Source organism: Pseudomonas sp. HN2 (genome assembly GCF_020736465.1).
Lineage (GTDB): Bacteria > Pseudomonadota > Gammaproteobacteria > Pseudomonadales > Pseudomonadaceae > Aquipseudomonas > Aquipseudomonas moraviensis_A.
In genome coordinates this window covers 4,112,851-4,139,441 of record NZ_CP085885.1, presented here as the reverse complement: position 1 = coordinate 4,139,441, position 26,591 = coordinate 4,112,851, and the positions used below count along the sequence as shown (strand labels likewise).

Here is a 26,591-nt window from a genome sequence, read left to right as displayed (position 1 = left end):
CTACTTGGGCCCGAGGATCTTCACCAACTTGTCCGGCGAAGGCGCGCCTTGCTGTTGTTGCAGTTCGCCTTTGTCGTCCAGGTAGAAAATCGCCGGAGTGGCCTGCAGTTCCAGGTCTTCCATCAATTGCATGTTCGCCGCGAGTTTGCTCTGCACGGCGACCGGAATGTCTTTGAGAGCCTTGAGCGCGCTGCCCTTGCCAGCCTTTTCGTGATCTTCCAGGGCCTTGGCCGGGTCTTTCGCCGCCAGCAGCGCGGCGGATTTGCCCGGGCTGTCTTCACGAATAATGCCGACCATGATGTGGCGCAACTGCACTTTGCCGGCCTTGACCCATGGCCGCGCCTGCTCCCAGAACATGTTGCAGTACGGGCAGTTCGGATCGCTGAACAGGTACACCGTGCGCGGCGCATCCTTGTTGCCGTCCTGAATCCAGTTGCTCGCCTCGAACTTGGCCCAGACTTCCTTGGACATCGGCGCGTAAACCAGTTTTTGCAATGGCTCGCTGCTCAGGTCCTTGCCGTCGGCGTCGTACAGGTTGCCCACTACCACGTGTTTACCGTCCGGGGTCAGGTACAGCGCCATGCCGCGATTCTGGTATTGCGCGGCATACCCGCGCAGGCCATCGGGGGCGTCGAACTGGCCGACGATTTTCGCGCCCTTGGCTTCGATCTTTTTGATCGCCGCGGGCAGTTCTTCAGCAGCCTGCACCGACGGCAAGTGCAGCAGGGCGGTGCCCAGGGTCAGCGTCAGCAGGTGGCGGAGGCGGGGCATGGCAGTTTCCTTGCAGAGTTGGCCGGGGCAACGGCCTGATTCGGGCTTGAAGGGGAAGTGTCGAAGGTTTCCAGAGCGCGGGCGAGGCTGGCGTTCGACAGTTCACCGAGGTGACTGGTCAGCAAGCGACCGTCCGGGCTATAGAACAGCGTAGTCGGTAACGCCATGGACCCCACGGCCTGACCGAGACGGCCGTTGCGGTCGAACAGCACGTTGTTCAGGCTCAGGCCCTGGGTTTCCAGGAACGTCGCCACGCTTTGCATGCTTTCGGCCTGATTGACGAACAGAAATGTCAGGTCAGGGCGCTGTTGTTGGGCATTTTCCAGCACCGGCATTTCCCGCCGACACGGCGGGCACCAGGTGGCCCACAGATTGATCACCAGCGGGCCGCCCTGATAGTCACTGAGCTTGATGGTTTGCCCGGCGGCATTGCGCAGGGAAATGTCCGGCAGGCGCGTGCCTTGTTCGTAGATGTTCAGCGAGAGGGTGGCGAGCAGCCAGAACGCCACGCCACTGACCACACCAAAGCCCAACGGTCGGCGCAGACCGGGACGACGCCAGCCGCGATACAACGCCGCCAGCAGCAGCACGATCACCCCGGGCCAGGCGAGGAATCCACCGTCGCGCAGATCGATGATCTGCCACGGGTCATTGCGATAATGCGACCAGTACAGCGCGACAAAGGCAATGCGCGCCGTAAGCATGCCCAGCAAAAACAGGCTGAACAGCGCCGACTCGGGGTTATCGCCACCGCGCTTGGCTACCCGCCAGCCGACAAATGTCGCCAGTGCCAGCGCACTGATCAGCAGCAGGTGGTTGAGCGCGATGGCAAAAGTGCCGAGGGTGAACGTCAGCATCAGTTGGCGTCTCGGGTAGTGGACCAGCGTTGCAGGAACGTGTCGGCATCGACCTCGCCGGTGATGCGCTGGCTGCGGCGTTCTTCACCGTCAGTACCGACCCAGATGAAAGTCGGCGGACCGGGCACTTTATAGCGACCGAGCAGCTCGCGGCTGGCGGCGTTGTCGGCGGTCACATCCAGGCGCAGCAGACGCACGTCGCTCAATGCCTGCATGACCTTGGCCTCGCCGAATACCTTCTTCTCCATGACTTTGCACGACACGCACCAGTCGGCGTAGTAATCGAGCAGTACCCACTGGCCTTGGGCCTTGGCGGCGTCGAGTTCACGTTGCAGGGCGGCCGGTTCCTTGATGGTGGTGAAGGCGTCATGACCGCTTGGTGCGGCGCTGGCGACCCGGCCGGCGCTGTAGACCTGCAATGGTTGGTACGGATCATCACTGCCGCCAGCCGCACCGATCACCAGCAAGCTGCCCCACAAACCGAGCAACAGGGACAGGGCGCCGAACATCTGCGCGACGCGGCCAAAACCTTCGGACTGTTTCCAGGCGCTGTAGGCGGCAATCAGCAGCAGCGCGCCACACAGACCCAGCCACAACGACGGATCCAGTACCGGGCGCAGCATCAGCAATGCGGTTGCGAGAAAGAGAAAACCGAATATGCCCTTGAGCAGGTTCATCCACGCCCCTGGTTTGGGCAGGAATCGATTGCCCACGGTGACCAGCAGCAACAGCGGCACACCGATGCCGATGCCCAGTGCAAACAGAATCAGACCGCCGTGCAACGCGTTACCGCTTTGCGCGATGTACAGCAGCGCACCGGCCAGTGGCGCGGTCATGCACGGCCCGACCAGCAGACCGGACAATGCACCGAGCACACCGGCGCCGATCAGGCTGCCGCCGCTGCGGCTGCGTGAAGCGTGTTCAAGTCGATCACGCAGCGCCACCGGCAACTGCAGCTCGAAGAAGCCGAACATCGGCAATGCCAGCACCACGAAAATCGCCGCGAACGCACCGAGCAGCCAGGGATTCTGCAACCACGCCTGCAGGTTCGCACCGAGCAGAGCGGCAATCACACCCATCGCCGCATACACCAGCGCCATGCAGATCACATAGCTGCTGGCCAGGGCGAAGCCGCGCCGTGGTGTGGCGCCACTGCCGACGATCATTCCGGCCAGAATCGGCAGCATTGGCAGTGAACACGGGGTAAACGCCAACAGCAGGCCGAGACCGAAGAACACCAGCAGACTCCAGCCCAGCGCCCGTTGTTGCAAGCTGCTGGCCAAGGCCTGATCCGGCGCTTCCCCGCCAGTTGTCGCTGCGGCTTTGCCGCCCAGGTCAATCACCCGGGTTTGCGGTGGATAACACAGGCCGGCATCGGCGCAGCCCTGGTAACTGACCTTGATCTGCCCGCTGGCCGCAGCCGGGATTTTCACTTCCAGGCCTTGGCGATACACCGGCTGCTCGCCAAAGAACTCATCGCTGTGGGATTCGCCTTCAGGCAGCACCGGCTGCTGGTCGGCGGCCAGTCCGTCGAACTTCAAGCGTTTCTGATACAGGTAGTAGCCGTCGGTGATCTGCCAGAACAGCTGGGTTTCCCCCGACTCCAGACGCTCGGAGGTGAGGACGAATGCCTTGTCGACGGGTAAAAAGTCCGGCTTGGACTCGAACGGATTGTTTCCGGCCTGGGCCAGACCGGAAATCAGTAAAGCAAACAGAAGAAAAAAATGACGCATGGAGGAGCCTTGTCCCTGTGCAATTGAGGTGCACAATGGGCAGCGGCGATTAACCGATGATTAACCGCGATGCCCTTGTCGCAGTGACGTTCGGCGCCATAATGTCAGCTTAATCGGCCAACCGCCTAATCCGCTTTTTTCCTGTGGGATTCACCATGCACGTACTGGTTTGCGAAGACGATGAGCTGATCGCCAGCGGCATCGTTGCCGGGCTCACGGCTCAGGGCCTGACCGTCGAGCACGTCAACACGGCGTCGAAAGCGCGGGCGATGCTCAAGGTCGCCGAGTTCGACGTGATGGTGCTCGATCTTGGCCTTCCCGACGAAGATGGCCTCAAGTTGCTCCAGCAATTGCGCCAGAGCGGCCTGGAGATTCCGGTGCTGATTCTCACCGCCCGCGATTCTGTGACGGATCGTGTCGACGGTTTGCAGGCCGGCGCCGACGATTACCTGCTCAAGCCTTTCGACCTGCGCGAACTGTTCGCCCGCCTGCAAACCCTGTTGCGCCGAGTGGCCGGACGCAGCGTCAATCTGATCGAACATGGCGCGCTCACCTACGACCCGAGCAGCCGGGAAACCCGCCTGGGCGGACAACCGGTGGACTTGTCGCGCCGCGAGCAATCGCTGTTGCAGGCGCTGCTGCACAACCGCGGCCGCGTTTTGTCCACCGAGCAATTGAAGGACAGCGTCTATGGCTTCAACGATGAGCTGGAAAGCAATGCGCTGAACGTGCATATCCATCATCTGCGCAGCAAGCTTGGCAAAGGCATCGTCGAAACCGTGCGCGGTCTGGGCTATCGCCTCGGGCCTGCCGATGGCGGGGAGCAGGGCAAGTGATGAGTCTGCGCCTGCGCCTGAGCCTGACGCTCGGCGCCGCATTTGCGCTGATCTGGGCGCTGGCTGCGGCGTGGATGCTCAGCGATCTGCGCAATCAGATGATGTTTTCCCTCGACCAGCGCCTGGTTGCCTCGGCGCGCATGGTCGCCGGTCTGCTCGAGCAGTTGCCGACGCTGCCGAGCAAGGGCGAAGGCACTCACTTCAGCGCTGAACAGCTGAATATTCCCGGGGGGATGGCCTGTCAGGTCAGCTCATTGCGCGGCGAGATTCTTGCCCGTAGCCACAACAATCCCGAACAAGCGCTGGAAGCGGAAAAAATGGGCTTCCACGATCAGATGATCGACGGCGCACCGTGGCGCAGTTTCACCCTGGCCCGCGGCGATGTGCGGATCACTACCGCAGACCGGCAGATCGAGCGTGAAGCGTTGAACATGTCGATCCTGCTCGCCGCTTCGGTACCGGTCGGCGTGGCCTTGCTGGGTTGTCTGTGCTTGCTGTGGCTGGGGATCGGTCAAGGCCTGGCGCCACTGAATCGTCTGCGCGAAGCGCTGATGCGGCGCAATGCCGATTCGCTTGAACCGTTGCAGTTGCAGGCGTTTCCCAGCGAATTGAAGCCGCTGCTGGAAACCCAGAACCAATTGTTCCAGCGCATCGGCAAGACCATCGAGCGTGAACGCCGCCTGACCGGTGACGCCGCGCACGAATTGCGCAGTCCGCTGACGGCGATCAAGACCCACCTGCAAGTCGCGCGCATGACCGATGGCAGCGCCCGCGATCAATCGCTGGCCCGCGCCGAGGAGGGTGCCGATCGCCTGCACCGCACCCTTGAACAGTTGCTGTTGCTGGCGCGGGTCGAAGGCAGTCTGTCATTCGATGACGGCTCGCAATGCAGCGCCGAGCAAGTGGCCAGGCTGGCGATTCAGGACGCCACGGGCGGTGAACGGCTGCGGATCAAACTGCACGTGCCGGACGAGCTGTCCGCCGCGCCGCTGCAAATGCCTGCAGTGCTGGCGATTGCTGCGCTGCGCAACCTGCTCGACAACGCTCTGCGCCACACGCCTGAAGATTGTGCGGTCGAGGTCAATCTCGAAAGCATCGGCAACCGTGTGCGCTTTGTCGTGCGCGACCATGGGCCGGGCATTGCGCCGGATGACTTGCAGCATCTGACTCAGCGCTTCTGGCGCAACGGTCAGAGCACCGGTTGCGGGCTGGGTCTGGCGATTGTCCAGGCAATTGTTCAGCGCTGCGACTGCGCCCTGCATTTCGACAGCCGCCCGGATGGCTTGCGGGTCGAACTGACCATGCCGTTGCAAGCCCTCTGACCGCACCTCAGATCCCCTGTGGGAGCGAGCCTGCTCGCGAATGCGGTAAGTCATTCAACATCGACGTTGACTGGCCTGACGCTTTCGCGAGCAGGCTCGCTCCCACAAGGGAACATGTTCTGCCACATGAAATGTAACTTCTCGCCGTTCGCTATTCGGCAGGGCCGGGGCTAAGGTCAACGCAGCTTGACTCAATGGATTGAGGGAACTGCGCCATGGAAGCACCCATCTGCATTCGTCCGGCCCGATTGGCCGACGCTGGCATCATCAGCCGCATTATCGAGCGTTCCATCCGCATCGGTTGCGCGCTCGACCACCGTAACGATCCGCCACGGGTCGGCACCTGGATCGCTCAGCAATCCGCTGACTTCATCAGCGCCCGACTCGCTGACCCCCACTTCCATTTATGTCTGGCTTTACTGGCGGACAAACCGGTCGGTGTCGGCATGGCCCAGGCCAGCGGCGAGATTTCCCTGTGTTACGTGCAGCCGGAATCCTTTCGCCGGGGCGTCGGACGGGCGCTGATGCAGGATCTCGAAGGCTGGTTGCGCATTCGTGGCGTGCAGCATGTTCACCTCTACAGTTCCTGCACCGCCGAGCCGTTCTATCGGCATCTGGGTTATCAACAAGCGGCGCCATCCGGCATCTGCGACGGCTTGCAGACCGTGCCGCTGCACAAACCTTTGTCCGCACCGGCCCGACAACTCGATCAAGGGTGTAAATCCGCGCCGCGCTGAAGCGTTTCCAGAACAGGAAAACCTGCAAGTGCGCCCCGCCACCGGAACGCGCACCTGTTGGTGTGCTGTTTTGGTCACTATCCATAGCGAATTGAGGGGTCGAGAGATGTCAGTCGCCACCAGCCTTATCGAAGAATCGCCGGCCCGGGTCGCCTCGGCGCCAGCGGAGACGTTGTACGAATTCCACGAATCACCGTTGCTGGCGCGCCAGAGCCAGCAGGAGTCCAACGCACGCAGCTACCCTCGGCGTATTCCACTGGCGCTCAAGCGTGCCAAGGGCCTGTATGTCGAGGATGTCGAGGGGCGCACATTCATCGACTGCCTGGCCGGGGCCGGCACGCTGGCGCTGGGGCATAACCACCCGGTGGTGATCGAGGCAATCCAGCAGGTGCTCGCCGATGAATTGCCGCTGCACACCCTCGACCTGACCACGCCGGTCAAAGATCAATTCGTCCAGGATCTGTTCGGCTTGCTGCCGACGGAACTGGCGGCGCAGGCGAAAATCCAGTTCTGCGGCCCGACCGGCACCGACGCCGTGGAGGCAGCGCTGAAACTGGTACGCACCGCCACCGGGCGCAGCACCGTGCTGTCATTTTCCGGCGGTTATCACGGCATGAGTCAGGGCGCATTGAGCCTGATGGGCAGCCTGGGACCAAAAAAACCACTGGGTGCCTTGCTCAGCAATGGCGTGCAATTCATGCCGTTCCCCTACGACTACCGTTGCCCGTTCGGCCTCGGCGGCGCGGCGGGCGTCAAAGCCAATCTGAGCTATCTGGAAAACCTGCTGAGCGATCCCGAGGCTGGCGTGCAGTTGCCGGCAGCGGTGATTGTCGAGGCGGTGCAGGGCGAGGGCGGGGTGATACCCGCTGATATCGAGTGGCTGCGCGGTTTGCGCCGGATCACCGAGAAGGCCGGTGTGGCGCTGATTGTCGATGAGATCCAGAGCGGTTTCGCCCGTACCGGCAAGATGTTTGCCTTTGAGCATGCGGGCATCGTTCCGGATGTGGTGGTGTTGTCCAAAGCCATCGGCGGCAGCCTGCCGTTGGCGGTGGTGGTTTACCGCGACTGGCTCGACACTTGGCAACCGGGCGCCCATGCCGGCACGTTCCGTGGCAATCAGATGGCCATGGCCGCCGGTTCAGCGGTGATGCGCTATCTGGTAGAGCACAAGGTCTGCGAACACGCCGCCGCCATGGGGGATCGACTCAGCGAGCATCTGCGCATTCTGCAACGCGACTTCCCGCAACTGGGCGACGTCCGCGGGCGCGGCCTGATGCTCGGCGTCGAACTGGTCGACCCGAGCGGCCTACCCGACGCGCTCGGTCACCCGCCGGCATTCGCACGTCTGGCGCCGCTGGTTCAGCGTGAATGCCTCAAGCGCGGCCTGATTCTGGAGCTGGGCGGCCGCCATGGCGCAGTGGTGCGTTTCCTGCCACCGTTGGTGATTACCGCTGCGGAAATCGACCGCGTCGCGGAGATTTTCGGTCGCGCTTTGGTCGCTGCCACCGCCGCACTGTAAATTTTTCCGCGCGGCGAACGTTCTTTCTACATACCCCGGCTGCATCCGTTGTGCAGCCGACCTTACAACGATGGAGAACCAGCATGACGTCAGTATTCGACCGCGAGGACATCCTCTTTCAGGTCGTGGTCAACCACGAAGAGCAATACTCGATCTGGCCCGATTACAAAGCCGTACCAGAAGGCTGGCGCACCGTGGGCAAGAGCGGCCTGAAGAAGGAATGCCTGGCCTACATCGAAGAAGTCTGGACCGACATGCGCCCGTTGAGTCTGCGTCAGAAGATGGATGCGCAAGTCGCGGCGCAATAAGCGACCGGGCAGAAAAAAAACCCGCTGGACCAATGATGGGCAGCGGGTTTTTTCATGTCTGGAGAGTGGCGCTGTCAGTGCTGGCCTCTTCGCGAGCAGGCTCACTCCTACAGTTGAAATGCGATCCCCTGTAGGAGTGAGCCTGCTCGCGATAAACGATAACGCGGTCGTGCCTGAAATTACGCTCCGCTCAGCCCCTTGAGCAACAAATCCACATTGCCCTCCAGCTCCGCCAGCGGATCCGCCGCATCAGTACTCAACACCACCAGTCGGCTGCCGGATTCGGCAATCGCCGCTTTCACCGGTTCGGCTGGCTGGCGATGGTGCAGCACCACCGCTACGTCGTTGTCCTTGAGTGTTGCGGTCAGCTTCTTCAGTGCTTCAGGCGTCCACTCGGCATCAGGACGCGCATCCTGTCCCGCCAGTTCAAGGTTGAGGCTGCCAATCAGATAGCCGAAGTGATCGCTCAGGCTCATCACACTCAGATTGTCCGCCTCGGCCAGACGCGCTTCGGTGTCCGCGCTGAGTTTCAGCAGACGCTGTTTCAACGCCGCCAGATTGGCTTCGATCGCAGGCTTGGCGCTCGGTGCCAGGCGCACCAGGTCCGCCGCCATCACATCCGCCATGCGCCCCATGTTGTTGCTCGCCAGCCATGGCTGACTGTTCAGGCCATCAACCTGCACGCCCGGCTGCACAGCGATGCCGGGCAGGGCGCCGTCGACCGGGCGGGCAGCGTCGACTTCGACGATACGGATGTTGCTGCGCCGAGCGATCGGGTACAGCGGATCATCGGCCCACAGCGAACGCAGACCGATCACCGCGTCCGCGTCGGTGGCCAGTTTGCTCAGGGCCGGAGCGCCACGGCCAGTGAAATACGCAGTCTGGCGGCTGCCGGGCAGGTTGGCCGGCGCTGCACGTTCGAGCTTGACGTCGGTGCCTTTGAGCAGCGCTTCGCCGAGGCCGAAGGTAATCGGCAACGAGGCCAGAACGCGCAAGGGTTTTGCACTTTCAGCAGCCATCAACGGCGTGCAGACCACGCCGCACAGGGCCATGGCCAGAGTCAGGTTTCGCAATGAAAAAGCCATTTATCCAAGGTTCCCTTTCAGGCTGGGGACAACACCTCGCGCGATGGCGGCGAGGGCGAAAGCGATGCCGGCGACCAGAATGATCGCGGCGCCGGATGGAATCGGCAGGTCGAACACGATCGGCGCAAGAATGCCGCACAGCGTGCTGACGGTAGCGATCAGCACCGAACACCAGAAAAACCCTTTGAGCGACTGGCTGAGCAAGCGCGCCGCCGCAGCCGGAATCACCAGCAAGGCGCCGACCAGAATTGCACCGATGACTTTTACCGCCGCGACGGTGATCAAGGTCACCAGGATCACGAACAGGTAATCCAGCGTCTTGACCGCCACGCCACGCACCGCCGCCAGTTGCGGATTGAAACTGGCGAGCATGATGCGGTTGTACAGCGGCAGGGCGAGGGCCATGACCAGCGACCCGACGATCGCCAGCACCGCCAGATCATTGCCGTTGACCGTCAGTACCGAACCGAACAGCACGTTTTCCAGAATGTGCACGTTGATCTTGCCGGCGAGGATCAGCAGCAGGCTCGCGCCGAGTGCCAGCGACACCGACAGAAACACACCGATCAGCGTATCCGGTGCCAGACCGGTGCGGTTGCGCAGGTAATTGAGCAGGATGCCGAACAGCAGGCAGTAGCCGAACAGGCTGCCGTACGGGCCGGTGTAGGGTTCGCCGAGCAGAATGCCGATGGCCACGCCGGTAAGTGCCGCATGGCCGACCGCTTCGGAGAAGAACGCGAAGCGCTTGACCACCACCAACGTGCCGAGCCCACCGAGCACCGGGCCGATCAGCAGACCGGCGAGCAGGGCGTTGACCACAAATCCGTAGGCCAGCGCTTCCGGCAGATAACCCGAAGATGCCCAACCCTGGACCATCAAACGAAAGGCTTCGTAACTCATCAGAGAGCGCTCCGTGGATGGGTGGAAAACAGCGTCAGCAGACGTTCCGGCGTCAGCGCCTGTTGCGGCGTGGCGTCGAACAGCACGCGACGGTTGAGGCCGGTCACGTGATCGGCCAGCCGCCCCACCGCTTCCAGATCATGTTCGATCCACAACACGGTGATGCCCGCCGCGCGCCAGTCATTCAGCAGACGTTCGAACACCTGAATCCCGGCCTCATCGAGGGCTGACATCGGCTCGTCGAGCACCAGCAATTGCGGCGGCGGAATCAGGCCCTGCGCGAGCAGCACCCGCTGCCGCTCACCGCCGGACAGCGCGCCCATGCGCCGCTTGCGCTTGTCCTGCATGCCGACACGCTCCAGCGCCTCGCCGATGGCAGCGGCGTAGTGTTTGCTCAAGCCGAGAAAGGCCGGACGGCGCTGACACATGGCGGCCATGAAATCGTCGACGGTCATCGGCAAACCGCGATCGAACTCCAGCGCCTGCGGGACGTAACCGATGGTGCCGGCCTCGCCGGACCAGTGCAGGCTGAGCTGGCCCTGATGCGGCATCTGCCCCAGCAGGGTTTTGATCAGCGAGCTCTTGCCACCGCCGTTGGGGCCGACCAGCGCATGCACGCTGCCGGGCTGCACCTGGAAGCTGACCTTGTCGAGAATCGTTGTGCGCCCCAGCGTCAGGCTGACTTCCGCAAACTCCAGCGATGGCCCCGTAACCTGTAGGAGTGAGCCTGCTCGCGATAGCGGAGTTTCATCCAATGAAGATGTTGGCTGAGCGGACGCCATCGCGAGCAGGCTCACTCCTACAGGGGACTCGGTGTTTTCTGGGGCGAGGGTTTCTTTCGACGTCATGCCCCTGACTCCTGAATCGCCCGGACCACGGTGTTGAGGTTGCCGGTCATTTCCTTTTCGTACTTGTCGGCGGTGTATTCGCCGTAGGAAATATGCGACAGCGGGTACAGCTTCACCCCGGATTCGCGCTGGATGGTATCGACGTAGCTGGAGGGGAAATCCATTTCCGAGAAGATCACTTTCACGTCGAGCTCGCGCAGCTGGTCGATGGTTTTTTTCAGCTGACTTGGGCTTGGCTCGATGCCGTGGGCGGGCTCGACCACGGCCGTCACTTCCAGACCGAATTCGCGCAACAGATAGTCGTAAGCCGCGTGCACCGTGGCCACACGCAGTTCGGCATTCGGTGCCTGGGTCAGCTTGGCCAACGCGTCGGCGCGCATCTGCCGCAGGCGTTTGCCGTAGGCGCGGGCGTTCTGGGTGTAGGTCTTGGCGTTGTCCGGGTCGATCTTGCCCAGCTCGCGGGCGATGTTGTTGACCTGGGCGATGGAGGCGCTGATCGACAGGAACGTGTGCGGGTTGACCACTTTGCCGGCGCCGCGCGCAGCGACACCGGTAGCGGCCAGCAACGGCACATTCTCGTTGGCTTCGATGGTTTTGACGTTGGGCGTTTCGCTGGCGGCGATCATGCGATCGGCGAAGTCGTCATGGCCGACGCCGTTGAGCACGATCACATCCAGACCGCTGATGCGCTTGATGTCTTCGGCTCGTGGCTCATAGGCGTGCGGGTTGAAACCGGCGGGAATCAACGGCACCACTTCCGCCTTGTCGCCGACGATGTTCGCGACATAGCTGTAATACGGATGCAGGGTGATGCCGATGCGCAGGCGTTTGCCCTGTTCGGCGTTGGCCAGCGGGCTCAGCAGGCAGGCGCACAGGCCGAGGAGAAACAGGCGTAACAATGGACGGCGAGGAGATGAAATGGACATGGGCAAGCAGTCTTCTCTCGGATGAAGGCGAGGAATCAATGGCGATGTTCGCGGGTAACCCCGGCATCGAATTGCGCGACGATCTGTTTCCAGCCAGCGGCGGACAGCGCGGCATCGGACAGATCCTCCGCTGGCGCGAGGTCGGCGCTGCGGTTCAGCCAGATGTCCGGCGCAGCGTTGGCATCGGCACCGACACGCATCAGAAATGACCCGGCGACATCAGGCGTCGCGCTGCGACCGAAGTAGGCGCGGTCGGCGAGCATCTGCCATGCATGACCGCCACGGCTGACCGAACTGGCATCCTGTGCGAACGGCGCGAAACCCTCTTCGGCCAGCACCTGTGGGGTCGGCAGGGTTTTTTGCTCTTCGCGCAGCAAGCGGATTTCGTCGAGGGTCACCCGCAGGTCGGCATAGATGCCTTGCTCGGCGGCGCTGAGGTCGCGGCGGGCGTCGTACTGGTTGCTCGCGACGGGCTCCGGCTCATGGGAAACCCCGCGCCACGCCACCACCGAACCGGCGACCGCGAGGATCAACAGACACAACAGCAGCACGTTGAGGGTTTCATGGCCGGCACCCGCCGGGCGTACCACTTGAGTTGTCGGGGTACTCATGGGGCTTCGATATCCGCCTGGTCGATTTCCACTACATGGCCGGGGCCGGCGTCGAACAGGACATAAAACTCACTACCGGGTTTCTTGAATGTCAGCGTCGAGTCTTGACCCAGTTTGCCGGGCACCAGAATGGTTTCGTCGTAGCCGATCACGTCGAGGGTCACGCCCGGCGCGCCGCTCCCATCGGAGAAACCGCCGGTGCATTTGATCTGTTCGGCATCGATGGCTTTGCATTCGCACATCGGGTTGTGCGCCAGAGCGCCGGCACTGAAACCGGCGCTCAGGACCAGCAGCGCGGCACTTGCCAGCAAGCGCGGGTGGAGTGGCGAGCGAGTCATGGTTTGGCTCCTTGTTTGTTCAGCCAGGCAACGGTGGCGGGGGAGGCTTGGCTCAGGGGAATCGCGGCCTGGTGCATGCTGCCGTCCCAGCCTTCCATGGTGATCCACAGCTCGGCGTCAGGTTTGGTTTTCGCCGGGATCGGCATCTGCGTGCCCATGCGGTAAGGGGTGCCGAAGAAGATCGTGCCGGCGGCACGCAGGCTGCGCGGTTTGCCGATGCGCAGGTAAGTGGCCTTGACCTGTTCGACGCAGGTATCGCAGACGGCAGCAGTGAAATCCTTCATATAGCCAGCCGGGCCGCTCAGGTGCGGCGCTTCTTCGCGCAGCTCGGCCAGGCGCAGGCTCCACGGGCCGACCTGAACGGTGCCTATTTCCCGTTGGCCCAAGCCACTGTCGCCGCGAAAAAGCGAGGCATCGGCAAAGTATTTCGGCATGAACCCCAAAGGGATCAGCAACAACAGAACATTGATGTGGAAGCGCCACTTGTGCCAGAAACGCGACAGGCGAGACGGCGGTGTGACCGAGATGGCTTTGTTCACAGGCTGGCCTCCGAAGGTTCACGGCGCATCGCTGGTTGGGCGGTGACGCGGTTTTTCTTGTCCTCGCGCTTCAGTGCATTGGCGGTGGCCAGCGCGGTACGTTTGGTCCAGATCAGCAGGCCGCTGAGGATCATCATGCTCAGCAACAGACCGAAGAAGAACCAGATCAATTTGATCCAGATCCCACCGAAGTCACCGGTGTGCAGCGGGCGCATGGATTCGGTGACGAATTCCAGCGAGGACCGGTCGGACAGCAAGCGTGATGAGGCCATTTCGCCGTTGTATGGGTTGAGTGTCGCGGTCTGGTACATCAGCGGATACCAGCCGCGACCGCTGACGCTCATGTGCGAGTAGGCATTGCCCGGCAGGTTGACGTAGCTGGCTTCCAGCCCCGGAATTTTCTGCTGGGCGATTTCGATGGCGCGGTCCAGACTGATCCGCGGTGGCGGAGTGCCGGCGGCGGAGATCGGCACGCTTTCCCGGGACATCGCCGGAATGATCGGTTCGCTGGAAATGGAAATCTGGTTATCGAACAGGAATGCCTTGATCAGGAACCAGATGCCGGTGATGGAAATCACCGCAATGAACCAGATCGACCAGATGCCGCACAGGCGATGGAAATCGCCCCAAAAGATCCGCGCGCCATGGCGTACGCGTAGGGTCGGGCGCAGAAAACCTTTCCAGAAGCGCTTGTAGACCACCAGCCCGGTAATCAGCGAAACCAGCATCGGCACGCCGAGCAATGACACCAGATACCAGCCCCAGCTGTAGCCATTGGTGAACGGCACCAGCCACCAGCCGTGCAGGGCGCGGGTGAAGGCCTTGAAATCGAAGGCCGGCGCAGTGCCCTGAATGACGCCGGTGTACGGATTGACATAGACCGTCAACGAACGCCCGTCGGGGTAGCTGACTTCGACGTCGAGGGCAAAGTGCGACTCGTCCGGGCGGTTGATGCTCTGCACCAGGGTTTGCGGCTCGGCTTGTTTGATCGCGGCAAGAATCTGGTCGTAGCTCAGGCGCGGCGCGTCGTCCGACGGCTGGCTGGCGCGCATTTGCGGGTTGGCCAGCCAGACGATTTCCTGACTGACCACCGCCAGCGTGCCGGTGACACAGACGATCAGCACAAAGAACCAGATCGGCAACGCCAGCCAGCTATGCACCAGGAACCACAGTTTGGAACGGGATTTCTTCGACATGATTGCGCGTCTTGATAGCGGTGGAAGGGGCCGGGCTACGGGCTTCGCAGCACGGAACTCCCCGGGAGGCCGTTCGTGGCTTTTGCCTACGCGAACGGCCTGCATTCCTATAAGACGTATGAGCGAAGAAAATCCCGAAAGCGGATATGAAAGCAAATGTTTCGCAGTTACATCGGCACAGCGTTTTGTCGGTCGGTTCCGGCAACAAGGCTTTAGTTTTGGTTGAACATTTCCATCGCTCGTTGGCGAATCTGCTCTTCGCTCAGGTCTTCCTTGTGGGTGGCGAGAAACCATAAATGGCCGAACGGATCTCTCAAAGTCCCGCTGCGGTCGCCGTAGAACTGGTCTTTGACCTCGGAGACGCTTTGCGCGCCGGCATCCAGTGCTTGTTGAAAGGCCTGATCGACATCGGGCACGTACAGGTGCAAACCGATCGAAACCGCCTGCTGCGGATTGCTCAACGGCCCTTGGTCGCAAGGTGTGCCGAGCATGATCGCGCTGTCACCGATGCGCAGTTCGGCGTGGCCGATATTGCCGTCGGGCATGGTCAGACGCATGACTTCGCTGGCATTGAAGGCTTTCTTGTAGAAATCGATGGCCTCGGCGGCCTGTTGGATGCCGAGATACGGGGTAATGCTGTGATACCCCTCAGGAATGGGTTTGACGCTCATGACGTTCTCCCTGTTTTTGTTTTCAACAGATGGGGTTGCTCCGGATTTGTCCGGAGCAATTACTATAGAACCGTCCTCGCAGCGCAGGTTTTCTGCCGACGAGCAGCGCGCATCACGCATCGCGAAAGTGCGGGCCTGGGCCTCGGTCACCGAGCACGTCACCCTTATTGCGCAATGGACACGCCTCCATCGACAGACAGCCGCAGCCGATGCAACCGGTGAGCTGATCGCGCATTAGCGTCAGTTGCCTGATTCGTTCGTCGAGTTCGCGCTGCCATTGTTCAGACAGCATTTTCCAGTCCGCCGCCGATGGCGCGCGATCCTGCGGCAGGATCTTCAGCGCTTCGCCGATCTCCGCCAGCGGTATCCCTAGTCGTTGCGCGACTTTGATCAATGCTACCCGGCGCAACACGGCACGGGGATAGCGGCGCTGGTTACCGGCGTTGCGTTCACTTTTGATCAAACCTTTGGCTTCGTAAAAATGCAGCGCGGTGACCGCGACGCCACTGCGCGCGGCAACTTCGCCGACGGTAAGAGGTTTATGCACCTGGTCTTTGCTGATCATGGGGAAAATGCTCTTGACCTTGACTTAACTAGAGGTTTTACCCTGCAGCTCTTCGGGTCGCAAGGCTCGCTTCAAGATGAGTGGGGGCTTTCCATGAGCAATCGCAGCTTTACCCAATTGATCGAATTCGAGATCGAACCGCGTCAGCAAGTCGCGCTGGTTTCGGCATTGGCGATGCAAACCGAGCGTCTGGCTCAGCGTTACGACGGTTTTCTCAGTGCCAGCGTGCAGGCCAGCGACGACGGCCGCCGCGTGTTGAGCTTTCTGCAATGGCAAAGCCGCGAGGCGGGGGAGGCGGCATTTCACAGTTTCGAAAACGGTGAGCAGGATTTCTGGCAACTGATCCGCACTCATCGCGCGAAAACCGTGACCTTCAATTCCTTCCAGGTACGCAGCAGCATTGCCCGCAGCCACGACGATGCGCTGCATTGCCGTCTGCCGGGTTAGCCAGGATTAGCGCAAACCTGATAGCCACTATTGAGAGCGTTGATTTCTGCGCGAGCGTGCCTGGGCGTAGCCTTTCTCCATCGACCCCACATTGCTCGCCAGGACGCCCCCATGAACCGTTTACTGACTGTTTCGCTGATGCTCGCTGTTTCCGTACTCGCTGGCTGTGCCGGCCACGTTTCGCCAGAGCTGCGCCCTTACACCGCTGAAGAATCCCGCGAACTGGCACTGGAGGCGCTGAACCGCAGCGGCCTGTCGTTCGACGAATACCACGCAAAAAAAGCCCAGTTGCTCGGCCAGCCGCAGAAGACTTTCGGTTTTGACCAGCAGGGTGAGATGAGCGCCGAGCGTGCCGTACAGCTGCACGGACGTCCTAGCTGAAAGCAAACTGTACTGCTTGAAGTTTTCCCTAACTGTCCGTGGGTTTGCCGGACGCCGTGGGATAGGGTCAACACCTGAATGACCCTGGATGGACTGCCTCGATGAACCTCTCGCTTGATCTGCTGTTGGGCTTTGCCCTGTTTGCCCTTGTCACCTCGATCACACCGGGGCCGAACAACACCATGTTGTTGGCATCCGGAGTGAATTTCGGCTTCAACCGCACCATTCCGCACATGCTCGGCATCAGCTGCGGCTTCTTCCTGTTAGTGGTGGCGGTGGGCTTCGGCCTGGGCGCGGTGTTTCAGGCCTACCCGATTCTTTATACGGTGCTGCGTTATGTCGGCGCCGCCTATTTGCTCTACCTGGCGTGGAAGATCGCCCACTCCGGCCCGGTCGGCGACGGTGCCGACGGCGAGGCGAAACCGATCAGCTATCTGGGCGCCGCCGCGTTTCAGTGGGTCAATCCCAAGGCGTGGATCATGGCCATCGGTGCGATCAGCACGTACACGCCGATGCAGGGCTATTTCTACAATGTGGTGGTCATCGCGGCGGTATTCGCCATCATCAACCTTCCAAGTGTTGGCCTGTGGGCCGCGTGCGGCACGCTGCTGCGCAATGTACTCAAGGATCCGCGGTGGTTGCGTGTGTTCAATTGGGGCATGGCGGCGCTACTGGTAATTTCGCTGTATCCGTTACTTCTCGAAAGCTTTCACTGACGCATTGCTTCAATCGCCGGCCCGATGCCTGTTAAGCTCGGTTTCAGGAGCGTTCCTACGCACTTTTAAATGAAGCCCTACTTCTTTAACGGCATCCGATCAGGTATTGATGACGCTCTCGAACCCATGCACAGCTCACGAGGCTGTGCACCGTCGTTTGCAGACACGAGCCTCCTGATCCCGGAACACGCTCTGCGAGTCCTTTATGAACACACGTCCGTTGTATCTCGATTACGCCGCCACCACCCCGGTGGACGAGCGGGTCATCAGGGTGATGACCGAATGTCTGGGTTTTCACGGTAACTTCGGTAACCCGGCTTCCAGCTCCCACGCCTTCGGCCAGCAGGCCCGGCAGACGGTCGAGCAGGCACGTCGGCAAGTCGCCGATCTGGTCGGCGCGCAGCCTGAGCAGATCGTCTGGACCTCCGGTGCCACCGAATCCAACAATCTCGCCCTCAAAGGCGTCGCCCAGGCCCGTGGCGTTTCCGGCGGGCACATCATTACCAGCCAGATCGAACACAAGGCCATTCTCGACACCGCCCGACAATTGCAGGATTCGGGCATTGCCGTGACTTATCTGGTGCCGGACGCTGAAGGCTTGATCACACCGCAAGCGGTCAGTGAAGCGATGCGCGACGACACGTTTCTGGTGTCGCTGATGCTGGTCAACAACGAGCTGGGCACGGTCAACGATGTCGAGGCGATTGGTGAGGTGGTGCGCAGTCGGCAGGCGCTATTCCATGTCGACGCCGCGCAGGGCGCTGGCAAAGTCGCGATCGATCTGAGCCGCCTGGCGGTTGACCTGATGTCGTTTTCCGCACACAAACTCTACGGCCCCAAGGGCATCGGCGCCTTGTATGTCGGTCCGCACGCGCAGCAACGCTTGCAGGCGCAGATCCATGGCGGCGGTCACGAAGGCGGCTTGCGCTCCGGAACCCTGGCGACTCATCAGATTGCTGGTATGGGCGCAGCATTCGCTCTGGCCGCCGACGCATTCGATGAAGAGAAAAAAGCCATCGTCGCTTTGCGCGAACGTTTGCTCGAACAGCTTTTGAGTTTGCCTGGCGTGCGCCTCAATGGCAGTGCCTCGCAACGTATTCCGCACACCCTGAGCCTGACCTTCAGCGAGGGCGAGTTCAACAGTGCTGCGTTGAGCCATTCGATCGCGTTTTCCGCGACGTCGGCGTGTAATTCCGCAAGCAACGCGCCGTCCCACGTGCTGCTCGCGCTCGGCCACGATGCGCGGCTGGCGGGGCGCACCATTCGCTTGAGCCTCGGGCGGTTTACCACCGCCGAGGATGTCGACAAGGCCGTCGAACTGATCAGAACCGCCTGCGCCAGTGCCCCGGCATTCTGGGCGACAGGGCTTTAAAACAGCCGACGCTTTCCATGGCCGTGAAGGCTACGAACAATAACGATGACGCGATTAGCAGGAGACATGATGAGTTCCCACACCTTGACCGAAGGATCGGTGCCTCAGCGCCTGGCGCATACCCGTGAACTGATGCGCCGCGAAGGCATCCATGCGCTGCTCGTGCCGTCCGCCGACCCGCATCTGTCGGAATATTTGCCGGGTTACTGGCAGGGCCGGCAATGGCTGTCGGGTTTCCACGGTTCGGTCGGTACGCTGATTGTCACTACTGATTTCGCTGGCGTGTGGGCCGACAGTCGTTACTGGGAACAGGCGACCAAGGAACTCGACGGCAGCGGCATCGAACTGGTCAAGCTGCAACCGGGGCAGCCGAGCCCGCTGGACTGGCTGGCCGAGCAAACCCCAGAGGGCGGCGTGGTGGCGGTCGATGGTGCGGTGATGGCAGTGGCGTCGGCGCGCACACTGAGCAGCAAGCTCGAAGCACGCGGCGCTCGTCTGCGCACCGATATCGACCTGTTGCAGGAAGTCTGGCGCGATCGCCCGAGCCTCCCCGACGCGCCGGTCTATCAGCATCTGCCGCCGCAAGCGACTGTCAGCCGCGGTGAGAAACTCGCGAAGCTGCGCGAGTCCTTGCAAGAGCGTGGGGCCGATTGGCATTTCATCGCCACCCTGGATGACATCGCCTGGCTGTTCAACCTGCGCGGTGGTGATGTCTCGTTCAATCCAGTGTTTGTTTCGTTCGCCTTGATCAATCAGCAACAGGCGACGTTATTCGTCGCCCTGAGCAAGGTCGATGCCGATCTGCGCGGCGTGCTCGAACAGGATGGCGTGACGCTGCGTGACTACAGCGAAGTGGCCGATGCATTGCGTGCTGTGCCGAGTGGCGCGAGCCTGCTGGTCGATCCGGCGCGAGTGACCACAGGTTTGCTGGATCACCTGGACAGTGGCGTGAAACTGGTCGAAGGCCTGAACCCGACCACGCTGGCCAAATCGCAGAAAAGCGAAGCCGACGCTCAGCACATCCGCAAAGCGATGGAGCAGGATGGCGCGGCGTTGTGCGAATTCTTCGCCTGGCTGGAATCGGCGTGGGGTCGCGAGCGCATCACCGAGCTGACCATTGACGAGAAACTCACCGCCGCTCGTGAACGTCGCCCCGATTATGTTTCGCTGAGTTTCAACACCATTGCCGCGTTCAATGCCAACGGCGCGATGCCGCATTATCACGCTACCGAAGAGGAGCATGCGGTGATCGAGGGTGATGGTCTGTTGCTTATCGATTCCGGTGGCCAATACCTCGGCGGTACGACCGACATCACCCGCATGGTCCCGGTGGGAACGCCGACCCAAGAGCAGAAGCAGGATTGCACGCGTGTGTTGAAAGGCGTGATTGCCCTGTCACGGGCACGCTTCCCGAAAGGCATTCTGTCGCCGCTGCTCGACGCCATCGCCCGTGCGCCGATCTGGGCTGAAAACGTCGATTACGGTCACGGCACCGGTCACGGCGTGGGCTATTTCCTCAACGTTCACGAAGGTCCGCAGGTGATCGCCTATCAGGCCGCGCCGGCGCCGCAAACGGCGATGCAACCGGGAATGATCACATCGATCGAACCCGGTACTTATCGTCCAGGCCGTTGGGGTGTGCGCATCGAGAACCTGGCGATGAACCGCGAGGCCGGCACCAGCGAATTCGGCGATTTCCTCAAGTTCGAAACCCTGACGTTGTGCCCGATCGATACCCGTTGCCTGATTGCGGATCTGCTGACCCAGGAAGAAAAGCACTGGCTCAATGCTTATCACAGTGAAGTGCGCGAGCGTTTGAGCCCATTGCTGGAGGGTGCGGCGCTGGGCTGGCTGAACGAGCGCACTGTGGCAATTTGATCGATGTACCCAAGGCACTGCCCGCGGTGCCTTGGGCTTGGCTTCAATCCTTGCGCAATGCCTCTTCTACGAAGTCGAGTCGATCCTGACCGAAGAACATCTGATCGCCAATGAACATGCTTGGAGCACCGAAAACGCCGCGCTTGATGGCTCTTTCGGTGTTTTCCTTGAGTGCGGCCTTGACTGATTCATCGTTGGTCAACGCCATTATTTCCTGGGTATCGAAGCCGTTTTCAGTCAGCACCCCTGCGATGGTTTGCGGATCGTTAAGGTTACGGCCTTCCACCCAAAGTGCCTTGAACAGGCAATCGACGAAGTCGGCGAAACGCTGCGGCTGATGCAACTGCATGCCAGTGACGGCGCGCATCAATATCAGCGTATTGATCGGAAAGTGCGGATTGAACCTGAGCTGTACGCCGTAGCGTTTGGCGAAACGGTCGAGGTCCTGAAACATGTAACGACCCTTGGCCGGAATCACCGCCGGCGAGGCATTGCCGGTGGCTTTGAATACGCCACCCAACAGCATCGGGATGTAGATCAGTTCGCTGCGGGTTTCGGCGCAAATGTTCGGCAGCTGGGTGTGCGCCAGATAGGTGGTGGGGCTGCCGAGGTCGAAATAGAATTCCACGGTTTTCGTCATGATCAAGTCGCGCTCTTATTGTTGTGATGAGGGGGAGGGCTTACCAGCGCTCGTTCCATGGGCGCAGGTCCAGCTCGAAGGTCCATGCATCCCGTGGCTGACGGTGCAGATACCAGTAGTTTTCGGCGATGTGCTCCGGGTCGAGAATGCCGTCCTGATCCTTGGTCGCGTATTTTTCGGGAAAGCTGTTGCGGATGAAGTCGGTGTCGATCGCACCGTCCACTACGACATGGGCGACATGGATGTTCATCGGTCCCAGTTCCCTGGCCATGCTTTGGGCCAGTGCGCGGATACCGTGTTTGGCGCCAGCGAAAGCGGCGAATCCGGAAGCGCCGCGCAGTCCGGCGGTGGCACCGGTAAACAGAATCGTGCCGCGCTGCCGGGTCACCATGCGCTTGGCCACTTCACGGGCATTGAGAAACCCGGAGAAACAGGCCATCTCCCAGATCTTGAAATACTTGCGCGCGGTTTCTTCGAGAATGCTGCACGGCACGTTGGCTCCGATGTTGAAGACAAAGGCCTCGATCGGACCGACGCGTGTCTCGATGTCTTCGATCAGCGCGATGACGTCTTCTTCCTTGCGCGCATCGCAAGCGAACCCATGAGCCTCACCGCCTTCAGCGACTATGGCGTCGACCAATGGCTGCAGTTTTTCGGCGCTGCGCCGGGTCACGCAGGCAGTGAAACCTTCCTTGGCAAAACGCTTGGCAATCGCGCCGCCAGTGGCATCGCCCGCACCGACAACCAATACGACCTTCTTGTTATTCATGGGTGAATCCCTTTAGGTTAACGATCGTTTAGTTAACGAACGTTATGCTAGGATTCGGGCAGCGTCAAGGCGAACCATTTCAGGAGAGGACATGCGTTATTCGGCAGGCCACAAATCGGAAACCCGCGAAAGATTGCTGCAAAGCAGCGCGCTCTCGGCAAAGAAATCGGGGTTTTCCACGGTGGGCGTGGATGGTCTGATGAAGGCTATCGGTTTGAGTGGCGCAGCGTTCTACAGTCACTTTTCCTCAAAGGATGGGTTGTTTGCTGCCATTGTCGAGCGAGAGCTGAGTGAGAGTCTTGAGCGCCTTGGTGGGCAGGGCGGCGCAGATCGGCAGCGGCTGGAGCGTTGTCTGAAGCAGTACCTGAGCATGGCCCACGTCGAGCAACCCGAGTCCGGCTGCGCGCTGCCGACATTGGGTGCAGAGATCGCCCGTGCCGATGTGCAGGTGCGTGAGCAGGCGGAAGAATGGATCTGCCGTCTCCAGCAAAGTTGGGCTGAGATACTGGAAAGCGAGAGCCTGGCCTGGTCGGTGCTTGCGCAATGCGTGGGTGCGCTGGTGGTCGCGCGGATGCTGGCAACACCGGACATGCAGCGAACGGTGTTGCGCTCGAGCCATCAGGAAATCACGCGTCAGCTCGCTTCCCCGCGAGCCGAGTAGTTATTTGCAGATGACGATCATGCTGCGGCTGGTATAGCCGGCGGGGTTCAGGCCGAACGGATAATCGCCTGGTTCTTCCACGGCATCCCCGGATTTGGCGATCACCTTGTACCCCTTGGGCGCGCAGGAGTTGGCGGCGCTGGTGTAGCACTTGTCCCATGAGGATGAAAGTCCGGAACAGTTGATATGCAGGCCCTTCTTTCCCCGCTTGACCTGGGTTTCCGAGGTCGCTGCGCAACTTGCGATCGCCAGCAGGGCGATCAATAGCAAAATTCGTTTCATTACCATCCTTAATAGCGGCCGCGAGTCTTGTGCTCGGGTCTGCCTGTATTCGCTCGCGTTTGCAGCGTTGTGCCGTTCCTTTGCGAAAAAATCCATGCCTGGCGATGGGTTACGAAGCTAAACATGGCCTAAATAAGCGCCAATTACCAGAGCCACTTTTCATTACCCTTCAGTCCGCCGCGACAGCAGGCTTTGCTCCGCTGCCCATGGTCATCGTTGCGCCCACGGAGGCCAGAATAATGCACAGGATGGCCAGCCATTGTGACAATGAAAGGTATTCCTGCAGAAAAAGCAGGCCCGATAGCGCGCCGAACGCGGGTTCGATACTCATGAGTGTGCCGAAGGTGCGCGCGGGCATTCGCGTCAGGGCGACCATTTCCAGGGTGTAGGGCAGGGCGGTGGACAGAATGGCGACTCCGATAGCGACTGGAATCAGTGAGGGTGTCAGCAGCGCAGCGCCGGCATGAACGATACCGATCGGCGCTACGAACAGCGCGGCGATCATCACGCCCAACGCAGCCGTAGTTACTCCGTTATCAGCGCCGGCCTTCTGCCCGAACAGTATGTACAGCGCCCAGCAAACCCCGGCTCCCAGTGCATAGCCCGCTCCGACCAGGTCAATGCCAGCAGTGGTTGCCCCAGTAGGTATCAATAGAAGCAAGCCGGCCGCAGCCAGCGCGATCCAGAGAAAATCGATAGCGCGGCGAGAGGCATATATCGCTACAGCCAGAGGGCCGGTGAACTCGAGAGCTACGGCGATGCCCAGCGGCACCGTGCGCAGAGACATATAGAAGAGGAAGTTCATCCCGCCCAGTGCCATGCCGTAGACGATCACGGTACGAAGAGACTTGGCGGTCAGCTTTGCGCGCCATGGCCGGAGTAATAGCAGCATGATCACGCTGGCAAAGATCAAGCGCAGCGTGGTCGTGCCTTGAGCGCCGATAATCGGGAACATGCTTTTGGCTAGGGAGGCGCCTGACTGGATGGATGCCATGGCTATCATGAGCAGGCCTACCGGAAACAACATGGAGGCTAGGGAGCGAGGTTGGTCATTCATTACAGGGCGGCATCCAGGCAAAAGCAGAGTGTTGTTATGGGAGTGGGCAATATATTGCGCATTGGATGGGGGCGCGTCTATATATAGAGGAGGTTTTTGCTGATTTGTAAGAAAAGCGAAATTAACGGTTGACGGCAGATTCCAGAGGTCTATAATTCGCCCCACTTCCGGCGCAGTCGAAACGGAAAACTCCTTGAGATTCAAAGAGTTACGCAGTTTTCGGCAGCGGCTCGCTTCAGATCATCGAAGCCTGGAAGGAGTTGAAAGAGCAGTGATGTTTGGCTCTTTTAACGGTTCGATCTTCTCGGTCGAAAGCGGAGAAAAAGAGGTGTTGACAGCAGCGATTAACGCTGTAGAATTCGCCTCCCGCTAACGAGAGATCGGAAGCGCAAGTGGTTGAAGTTGTTGAAGAATTCTTCGAAAACTTCTGAAAATAATCACTTGACAGCAAATGAGGCTGCTGTAGAATGCGCGCCTCGGTTGAGACGAAAGATCTTAACCAACCGCTCTTTAACAACTGAATCAAGCAATTCGTGTGGGTGCTTGTGCAGTCAGACTGATAGTCAACAAGATTATCAGCATCACAAGTTACTCCGCGAGAAATCAAAGATGTAACCAACGATTGCTGAGCCAAGTTTAGGGTTTCTTAAAAACCCAAAGATGTTTGAACTGAAGAGTTTGATCATGGCTCAGATTGAACGCTGGCGGCAGGCCTAACACATGCAAGTCGAGCGGATGAAAGGAGCTTGCTCCTGGATTCAGCGGCGGACGGGTGAGTAATGCCTAGGAATCTGCCTGGTAGTGGGGGACAACGTTTCGAAAGGAACGCTAATACCGCATACGTCCTACGGGAGAAAGCAGGGGACCTTCGGGCCTTGCGCTATCAGATGAGCCTAGGTCGGATTAGCTAGTTGGTGAGGTAATGGCTCACCAAGGCGACGATCCGTAACTGGTCTGAGAGGATGATCAGTCACACTGGAACTGAGACACGGTCCAGACTCCTACGGGAGGCAGCAGTGGGGAATATTGGACAATGGGCGAAAGCCTGATCCAGCCATGCCGCGTGTGTGAAGAAGGTCTTCGGATTGTAAAGCACTTTAAGTTGGGAGGAAGGGTTGTAGATTAATACTCTGCAATTTTGACGTTACCGACAGAATAAGCACCGGCTAACTCTGTGCCAGCAGCCGCGGTAATACAGAGGGTGCAAGCGTTAATCGGAATTACTGGGCGTAAAGCGCGCGTAGGTGGTTTGTTAAGTTGGATGTGAAAGCCCCGGGCTCAACCTGGGAACTGCATCCAAAACTGGCAAGCTAGAGTATGGTAGAGGGTGGTGGAATTTCCTGTGTAGCGGTGAAATGCGTAGATATAGGAAGGAACACCAGTGGCGAAGGCGACCACCTGGACTGATACTGACACTGAGGTGCGAAAGCGTGGGGAGCAAACAGGATTAGATACCCTGGTAGTCCACGCCGTAAACGATGTCAACTAGCCGTTGGGAGCCTTGAGTTCTTAGTGGCGCAGCTAACGCATTAAGTTGACCGCCTGGGGAGTACGGCCGCAAGGTTAAAACTCAAATGAATTGACGGGGGCCCGCACAAGCGGTGGAGCATGTGGTTTAATTCGAAGCAACGCGAAGAACCTTACCAGGCCTTGACATCCAATGAACTTTCCAGAGATGGATTGGTGCCTTCGGGAGCATTGAGACAGGTGCTGCATGGCTGTCGTCAGCTCGTGTCGTGAGATGTTGGGTTAAGTCCCGTAACGAGCGCAACCCTTGTCCTTAGTTACCAGCACGTTATGGTGGGCACTCTAAGGAGACTGCCGGTGACAAACCGGAGGAAGGTGGGGATGACGTCAAGTCATCATGGCCCTTACGGCCTGGGCTACACACGTGCTACAATGGTCGGTACAAAGGGTTGCCAAGCCGCGAGGTGGAGCTAATCCCGTAAAACCGATCGTAGTCCGGATCGCAGTCTGCAACTCGACTGCGTGAAGTCGGAATCGCTAGTAATCGCGAATCAGAATGTCGCGGTGAATACGTTCCCGGGCCTTGTACACACCGCCCGTCACACCATGGGAGTGGGTTGCACCAGAAGTAGCTAGTCTAACCTTCGGGGGGACGGTTACCACGGTGTGATTCATGACTGGGGTGAAGTCGTAACAAGGTAGCCGTAGGGGAACCTGCGGCTGGATCACCTCCTTAATCGACGACATCAGCTGCTGCATGAGCTCCCACACGAATTGCTTGATTCATTGAAGAAGACGATAGAAGCAGCTTTAAGCTCCAAGCTGATAGCTCTGAGCTAACAGTTACAAGCTCGAAATTGGGTCTGTAGCTCAGTTGGTTAGAGCGCACCCCTGATAAGGGTGAGGTCGGCAGTTCGAATCTGCCCAGACCCACCAATTTTGTTATGGGGCCATAGCTCAGCTGGGAGAGCGCCTGCCTTGCACGCAGGAGGTCAGCGGTTCGATCCCGCTTGGCTCCACCATAAACTGCTTCGCCGTTACAGAGTTTAGAAATGAATATTCGTAGTGAATATTGATTTCTAGTCTTTGACTAGATCGTTCTTTAAAAATTTGGGTATGTGATAGAAAGATAGACTGAACGTTACTTTCACTGGTAGCG

At 60.0% G+C, this 26,591-nt stretch carries 28 protein-coding genes, 2 tRNA genes, 1 rRNA gene and 1 pseudogene; 14 read left to right on the top strand and 18 right to left on the bottom strand.

Translation table 11 applies throughout. From position 1 onward, the window contains the following. The 3 genes from dsbG to dsbD are packed head-to-tail and all read right to left on the bottom strand — an operon-like array spanning position 1 to position 3,361. The gene (gene dsbG / locus LIS66_RS18230) at positions 1–771 is read right to left on the bottom strand and encodes a thiol:disulfide interchange protein DsbG (RefSeq protein WP_064361570.1); all 771 of its coding nucleotides are present in this window, start codon (positions 769–771) and stop codon (positions 1–3) included. Continuing rightward, complete coding sequence (locus tag LIS66_RS18225; protein WP_227972755.1) at positions 747–1,628, bottom strand: TlpA disulfide reductase family protein; 882 nt, start codon at positions 1,626–1,628, stop codon at positions 747–749. The genes dsbG and LIS66_RS18225 overlap by 25 nt, the downstream gene beginning before the upstream one ends. After that, complete coding sequence (gene dsbD, locus LIS66_RS18220) at positions 1,628–3,361, bottom strand: protein-disulfide reductase DsbD (protein ID WP_227972754.1); 1,734 nt, start codon at positions 3,359–3,361, stop codon at positions 1,628–1,630. Before dsbD ends, LIS66_RS18225 begins: the two co-directional genes overlap by 1 nt. A 155-nt stretch (positions 3,362–3,516) precedes the next feature. Between dsbD and LIS66_RS18215 the strand changes: the two genes are divergently transcribed. Next, the gene (locus tag LIS66_RS18215; protein WP_227972753.1) at positions 3,517–4,197 is read left to right on the top strand and encodes a response regulator; all 681 of its coding nucleotides are present in this window, start codon (positions 3,517–3,519) and stop codon (positions 4,195–4,197) included. Continuing rightward, positions 4,197–5,519 (top strand): ATP-binding protein, encoded by a 1,323-nt coding sequence (locus LIS66_RS18210; protein ID WP_042607835.1) that lies wholly within the window; start codon positions 4,197–4,199, stop codon positions 5,517–5,519. Before LIS66_RS18215 ends, LIS66_RS18210 begins: the two co-directional genes overlap by 1 nt. 16 nt (positions 5,520–5,535) lie before the next feature. Here LIS66_RS18210 and LIS66_RS18205 read toward each other — a convergent pair. After that, a pseudogene (locus LIS66_RS18205) lies at positions 5,536–5,652 on the bottom strand (metal ABC transporter ATP-binding protein); the annotation flags it as partial. An 82-nt stretch (positions 5,653–5,734) separates the two neighbouring features. Between LIS66_RS18205 and LIS66_RS18200 the strand changes: the two are divergent. The 3 genes from LIS66_RS18200 to LIS66_RS18190 all read left to right on the top strand — a co-directional run bounded on the left by LIS66_RS18200 (position 5,735) and on the right by LIS66_RS18190 (position 8,083). Then, the gene (locus LIS66_RS18200; RefSeq protein WP_227972752.1) at positions 5,735–6,256 is read left to right on the top strand and encodes a GNAT family N-acetyltransferase; all 522 of its coding nucleotides are present in this window, start codon (positions 5,735–5,737) and stop codon (positions 6,254–6,256) included. A 106-nt stretch (positions 6,257–6,362) separates the two neighbouring features. Then, positions 6,363–7,775: an aspartate aminotransferase family protein gene (locus tag LIS66_RS18195; protein WP_227972751.1), complete on the top strand. Its 1,413-nt coding sequence runs from the start codon at positions 6,363–6,365 to the stop codon at positions 7,773–7,775. Between the two features lie 83 nt (positions 7,776–7,858). Further along, positions 7,859–8,083, top strand: a complete 225-nt coding sequence (locus tag LIS66_RS18190; RefSeq protein WP_041478467.1) for an MbtH family protein — start codon at positions 7,859–7,861, stop codon at positions 8,081–8,083. A 179-nt stretch (positions 8,084–8,262) separates the two neighbouring features. Here the strand turns inward: LIS66_RS18190 and LIS66_RS18185 are convergent, their stop codons facing one another. The 10 genes from LIS66_RS18185 to soxR all read right to left on the bottom strand — a co-directional run bounded on the left by LIS66_RS18185 (position 8,263) and on the right by soxR (position 15,762). After that, positions 8,263–9,168: a metal ABC transporter substrate-binding protein gene (locus tag LIS66_RS18185; RefSeq protein WP_227972750.1), complete on the bottom strand. Its 906-nt coding sequence runs from the start codon at positions 9,166–9,168 to the stop codon at positions 8,263–8,265. Continuing rightward, positions 9,169–10,068, bottom strand: a complete 900-nt coding sequence (locus LIS66_RS18180) for a metal ABC transporter permease (protein ID WP_007917717.1) — start codon at positions 10,066–10,068, stop codon at positions 9,169–9,171. It lies immediately after the preceding gene. Beyond that, a complete protein-coding gene (locus tag LIS66_RS18175; RefSeq protein ID WP_227972749.1) occupies positions 10,068–10,916 on the bottom strand; it encodes a metal ABC transporter ATP-binding protein in 849 nt (282 codons plus the stop codon). The genes LIS66_RS18180 and LIS66_RS18175 overlap by 1 nt, the downstream gene beginning before the upstream one ends. Continuing rightward, complete coding sequence (locus tag LIS66_RS18170) at positions 10,913–11,842, bottom strand: metal ABC transporter substrate-binding protein (RefSeq protein WP_042607829.1); 930 nt, start codon at positions 11,840–11,842, stop codon at positions 10,913–10,915. The genes LIS66_RS18175 and LIS66_RS18170 overlap by 4 nt, the downstream gene beginning before the upstream one ends. 35 nt (positions 11,843–11,877) lie before the next feature. Further along, a complete protein-coding gene (locus tag LIS66_RS18165; RefSeq protein WP_227972748.1) occupies positions 11,878–12,453 on the bottom strand; it encodes a DUF6162 family protein in 576 nt (191 codons plus the stop codon). Beyond that, positions 12,450–12,791 (bottom strand): hypothetical protein, encoded by a 342-nt coding sequence (locus tag LIS66_RS18160; RefSeq protein ID WP_042607827.1) that lies wholly within the window; start codon positions 12,789–12,791, stop codon positions 12,450–12,452. Before LIS66_RS18160 ends, LIS66_RS18165 begins: the two co-directional genes overlap by 4 nt. Continuing rightward, a complete protein-coding gene (locus tag LIS66_RS18155) occupies positions 12,788–13,330 on the bottom strand; it encodes a hypothetical protein (RefSeq protein WP_064361579.1) in 543 nt (180 codons plus the stop codon). The genes LIS66_RS18160 and LIS66_RS18155 overlap by 4 nt, the downstream gene beginning before the upstream one ends. Further along, the gene (locus LIS66_RS18150) at positions 13,327–14,526 is read right to left on the bottom strand and encodes a PepSY-associated TM helix domain-containing protein (RefSeq protein ID WP_042607825.1); all 1,200 of its coding nucleotides are present in this window, start codon (positions 14,524–14,526) and stop codon (positions 13,327–13,329) included. The genes LIS66_RS18155 and LIS66_RS18150 overlap by 4 nt, the downstream gene beginning before the upstream one ends. A gap of 212 nt (positions 14,527–14,738) precedes the next feature. After that, positions 14,739–15,197: a VOC family protein gene (locus LIS66_RS18145; protein ID WP_064361581.1), complete on the bottom strand. Its 459-nt coding sequence runs from the start codon at positions 15,195–15,197 to the stop codon at positions 14,739–14,741. Positions 15,198–15,309: 112 nt separating this feature from the next. Beyond that, on the bottom strand, positions 15,310–15,762 hold the full coding sequence (gene soxR / locus LIS66_RS18140; RefSeq protein ID WP_042607823.1) for a redox-sensitive transcriptional activator SoxR: 453 nt from the start codon (positions 15,760–15,762) through the stop codon (positions 15,310–15,312). Positions 15,763–15,855: 93 nt separating this feature from the next. Here soxR and LIS66_RS18135 point away from each other — a divergent pair, with 93 nt between their 5' ends. The 5 genes from LIS66_RS18135 (at position 15,856) to LIS66_RS18115 (ending at position 20,556) form a co-directional block, all read left to right on the top strand. After that, the gene (locus tag LIS66_RS18135) at positions 15,856–16,209 is read left to right on the top strand and encodes an antibiotic biosynthesis monooxygenase (protein WP_227972747.1); all 354 of its coding nucleotides are present in this window, start codon (positions 15,856–15,858) and stop codon (positions 16,207–16,209) included. 111 nt (positions 16,210–16,320) lie between these two features. Next, a complete protein-coding gene (locus tag LIS66_RS18130; protein ID WP_123419085.1) occupies positions 16,321–16,590 on the top strand; it encodes a hypothetical protein in 270 nt (89 codons plus the stop codon). 101 nt (positions 16,591–16,691) lie between these two features. Continuing rightward, positions 16,692–17,306, top strand: coding sequence for a LysE family translocator (locus tag LIS66_RS18125; RefSeq protein ID WP_123419086.1), 615 nt, complete (start codon positions 16,692–16,694; stop codon positions 17,304–17,306). A gap of 205 nt (positions 17,307–17,511) precedes the next feature. Beyond that, entirely contained in the window at positions 17,512–18,678 is a 1,167-nt protein-coding gene (locus tag LIS66_RS18120) for an aminotransferase class V-fold PLP-dependent enzyme (RefSeq protein ID WP_227972746.1), read from the top strand. A gap of 69 nt (positions 18,679–18,747) precedes the next feature. Beyond that, positions 18,748–20,556, top strand: a complete 1,809-nt coding sequence (locus LIS66_RS18115; RefSeq protein WP_227972745.1) for an aminopeptidase P family protein — start codon at positions 18,748–18,750, stop codon at positions 20,554–20,556. 43 nt (positions 20,557–20,599) lie between these two features. Here LIS66_RS18115 and LIS66_RS18110 read toward each other — a convergent pair whose 3' ends face one another. Both LIS66_RS18110 and LIS66_RS18105 read right to left on the bottom strand, forming a co-directional pair. Continuing rightward, positions 20,600–21,196, bottom strand: coding sequence for a 2-hydroxychromene-2-carboxylate isomerase (locus LIS66_RS18110; protein WP_227974529.1), 597 nt, complete (start codon positions 21,194–21,196; stop codon positions 20,600–20,602). Between the two features lie 40 nt (positions 21,197–21,236). Continuing rightward, positions 21,237–21,965 (bottom strand): SDR family oxidoreductase, encoded by a 729-nt coding sequence (locus tag LIS66_RS18105; RefSeq protein WP_227972744.1) that lies wholly within the window; start codon positions 21,963–21,965, stop codon positions 21,237–21,239. A gap of 91 nt (positions 21,966–22,056) precedes the next feature. Between LIS66_RS18105 and LIS66_RS18100 the strand changes: the two genes are divergently transcribed. After that, entirely contained in the window at positions 22,057–22,626 is a 570-nt protein-coding gene (locus LIS66_RS18100) for a TetR/AcrR family transcriptional regulator (RefSeq protein WP_227972743.1), read from the top strand. On the opposite strand, the gene LIS66_RS18095 is transcribed toward LIS66_RS18100, so the two are convergent. Both LIS66_RS18095 and rhtA read right to left on the bottom strand, forming a co-directional pair. Further along, positions 22,627–22,908 carry a hypothetical protein gene (locus tag LIS66_RS18095; protein ID WP_039759777.1) on the bottom strand — a complete coding sequence of 94 codons (282 nt, stop codon included), beginning with the start codon at positions 22,906–22,908 and terminating at the stop codon, positions 22,627–22,629. Between the two features lie 169 nt (positions 22,909–23,077). After that, entirely contained in the window at positions 23,078–23,965 is an 888-nt protein-coding gene (gene rhtA / locus LIS66_RS18090) for a threonine/homoserine exporter RhtA (protein ID WP_064361587.1), read from the bottom strand. A 666-nt stretch (positions 23,966–24,631) separates the two neighbouring features. Between rhtA and LIS66_RS18085 the strand changes: the two genes are divergently transcribed. The 3 genes from LIS66_RS18085 to LIS66_RS18075 all read left to right on the top strand — a co-directional run bounded on the left by LIS66_RS18085 (position 24,632) and on the right by LIS66_RS18075 (position 26,454). Beyond that, positions 24,632–26,168 (top strand): 16S ribosomal RNA (locus LIS66_RS18085). 123 nt (positions 26,169–26,291) lie between these two features. Continuing rightward, positions 26,292–26,368, top strand: a tRNA-Ile gene (locus LIS66_RS18080). 10 nt (positions 26,369–26,378) lie between these two features. Continuing rightward, positions 26,379–26,454 (top strand) — tRNA-Ala (locus LIS66_RS18075). Positions 26,455–26,591 lie beyond the last annotated feature (137 nt).

Coding starts and splice junctions, on each gene's coding strand:
- LIS66_RS18110 (WP_227974529.1), bottom strand. CDS start 21,196: ATGACGAAAACCGTGGAATTCTATTTCGACCTCGGCAGCCCCACCACC.
- LIS66_RS18210 (WP_042607835.1), top strand. CDS start 4,197: ATGAGTCTGCGCCTGCGCCTGAGCCTGACGCTCGGCGCCGCATTTGCG.
- LIS66_RS18215 (WP_227972753.1), top strand. CDS start 3,517: ATGCACGTACTGGTTTGCGAAGACGATGAGCTGATCGCCAGCGGCATC.
- LIS66_RS18185 (WP_227972750.1), bottom strand. CDS start 9,168: ATGGCTTTTTCATTGCGAAACCTGACTCTGGCCATGGCCCTGTGCGGC.
- LIS66_RS18145 (WP_064361581.1), bottom strand. CDS start 15,197: ATGAGCGTCAAACCCATTCCTGAGGGGTATCACAGCATTACCCCGTAT.
- LIS66_RS18105 (WP_227972744.1), bottom strand. CDS start 21,965: ATGAATAACAAGAAGGTCGTATTGGTTGTCGGTGCGGGCGATGCCACT.
- LIS66_RS18150 (WP_042607825.1), bottom strand. CDS start 14,526: ATGTCGAAGAAATCCCGTTCCAAACTGTGGTTCCTGGTGCATAGCTGG.
- LIS66_RS18115 (WP_227972745.1), top strand. CDS start 18,748: ATGAGTTCCCACACCTTGACCGAAGGATCGGTGCCTCAGCGCCTGGCG.
- LIS66_RS18160 (WP_042607827.1), bottom strand. CDS start 12,791: ATGACTCGCTCGCCACTCCACCCGCGCTTGCTGGCAAGTGCCGCGCTG.
- LIS66_RS18165 (WP_227972748.1), bottom strand. CDS start 12,453: ATGAGTACCCCGACAACTCAAGTGGTACGCCCGGCGGGTGCCGGCCAT.
- LIS66_RS18135 (WP_227972747.1), top strand. CDS start 15,856: ATGAGCAATCGCAGCTTTACCCAATTGATCGAATTCGAGATCGAACCG.
- LIS66_RS18100 (WP_227972743.1), top strand. CDS start 22,057: ATGCGTTATTCGGCAGGCCACAAATCGGAAACCCGCGAAAGATTGCTG.
- LIS66_RS18190 (WP_041478467.1), top strand. CDS start 7,859: ATGACGTCAGTATTCGACCGCGAGGACATCCTCTTTCAGGTCGTGGTC.
- dsbD (WP_227972754.1), bottom strand. CDS start 3,361: ATGCGTCATTTTTTTCTTCTGTTTGCTTTACTGATTTCCGGTCTGGCC.
- LIS66_RS18180 (WP_007917717.1), bottom strand. CDS start 10,068: ATGAGTTACGAAGCCTTTCGTTTGATGGTCCAGGGTTGGGCATCTTCG.
- LIS66_RS18170 (WP_042607829.1), bottom strand. CDS start 11,842: ATGTCCATTTCATCTCCTCGCCGTCCATTGTTACGCCTGTTTCTCCTC.
- LIS66_RS18125 (WP_123419086.1), top strand. CDS start 16,692: ATGAACCTCTCGCTTGATCTGCTGTTGGGCTTTGCCCTGTTTGCCCTT.
- LIS66_RS18095 (WP_039759777.1), bottom strand. CDS start 22,908: ATGAAACGAATTTTGCTATTGATCGCCCTGCTGGCGATCGCAAGTTGC.
- LIS66_RS18200 (WP_227972752.1), top strand. CDS start 5,735: ATGGAAGCACCCATCTGCATTCGTCCGGCCCGATTGGCCGACGCTGGC.
- LIS66_RS18120 (WP_227972746.1), top strand. CDS start 17,512: ATGAACACACGTCCGTTGTATCTCGATTACGCCGCCACCACCCCGGTG.
- LIS66_RS18130 (WP_123419085.1), top strand. CDS start 16,321: ATGAACCGTTTACTGACTGTTTCGCTGATGCTCGCTGTTTCCGTACTC.
- rhtA (WP_064361587.1), bottom strand. CDS start 23,965: ATGAATGACCAACCTCGCTCCCTAGCCTCCATGTTGTTTCCGGTAGGC.
- LIS66_RS18175 (WP_227972749.1), bottom strand. CDS start 10,916: ATGACGTCGAAAGAAACCCTCGCCCCAGAAAACACCGAGTCCCCTGTA.
- LIS66_RS18195 (WP_227972751.1), top strand. CDS start 6,363: ATGTCAGTCGCCACCAGCCTTATCGAAGAATCGCCGGCCCGGGTCGCC.
- dsbG (WP_064361570.1), bottom strand. CDS start 771: ATGCCCCGCCTCCGCCACCTGCTGACGCTGACCCTGGGCACCGCCCTG.
- LIS66_RS18225 (WP_227972755.1), bottom strand. CDS start 1,628: ATGCTGACGTTCACCCTCGGCACTTTTGCCATCGCGCTCAACCACCTG.
- soxR (WP_042607823.1), bottom strand. CDS start 15,762: ATGATCAGCAAAGACCAGGTGCATAAACCTCTTACCGTCGGCGAAGTT.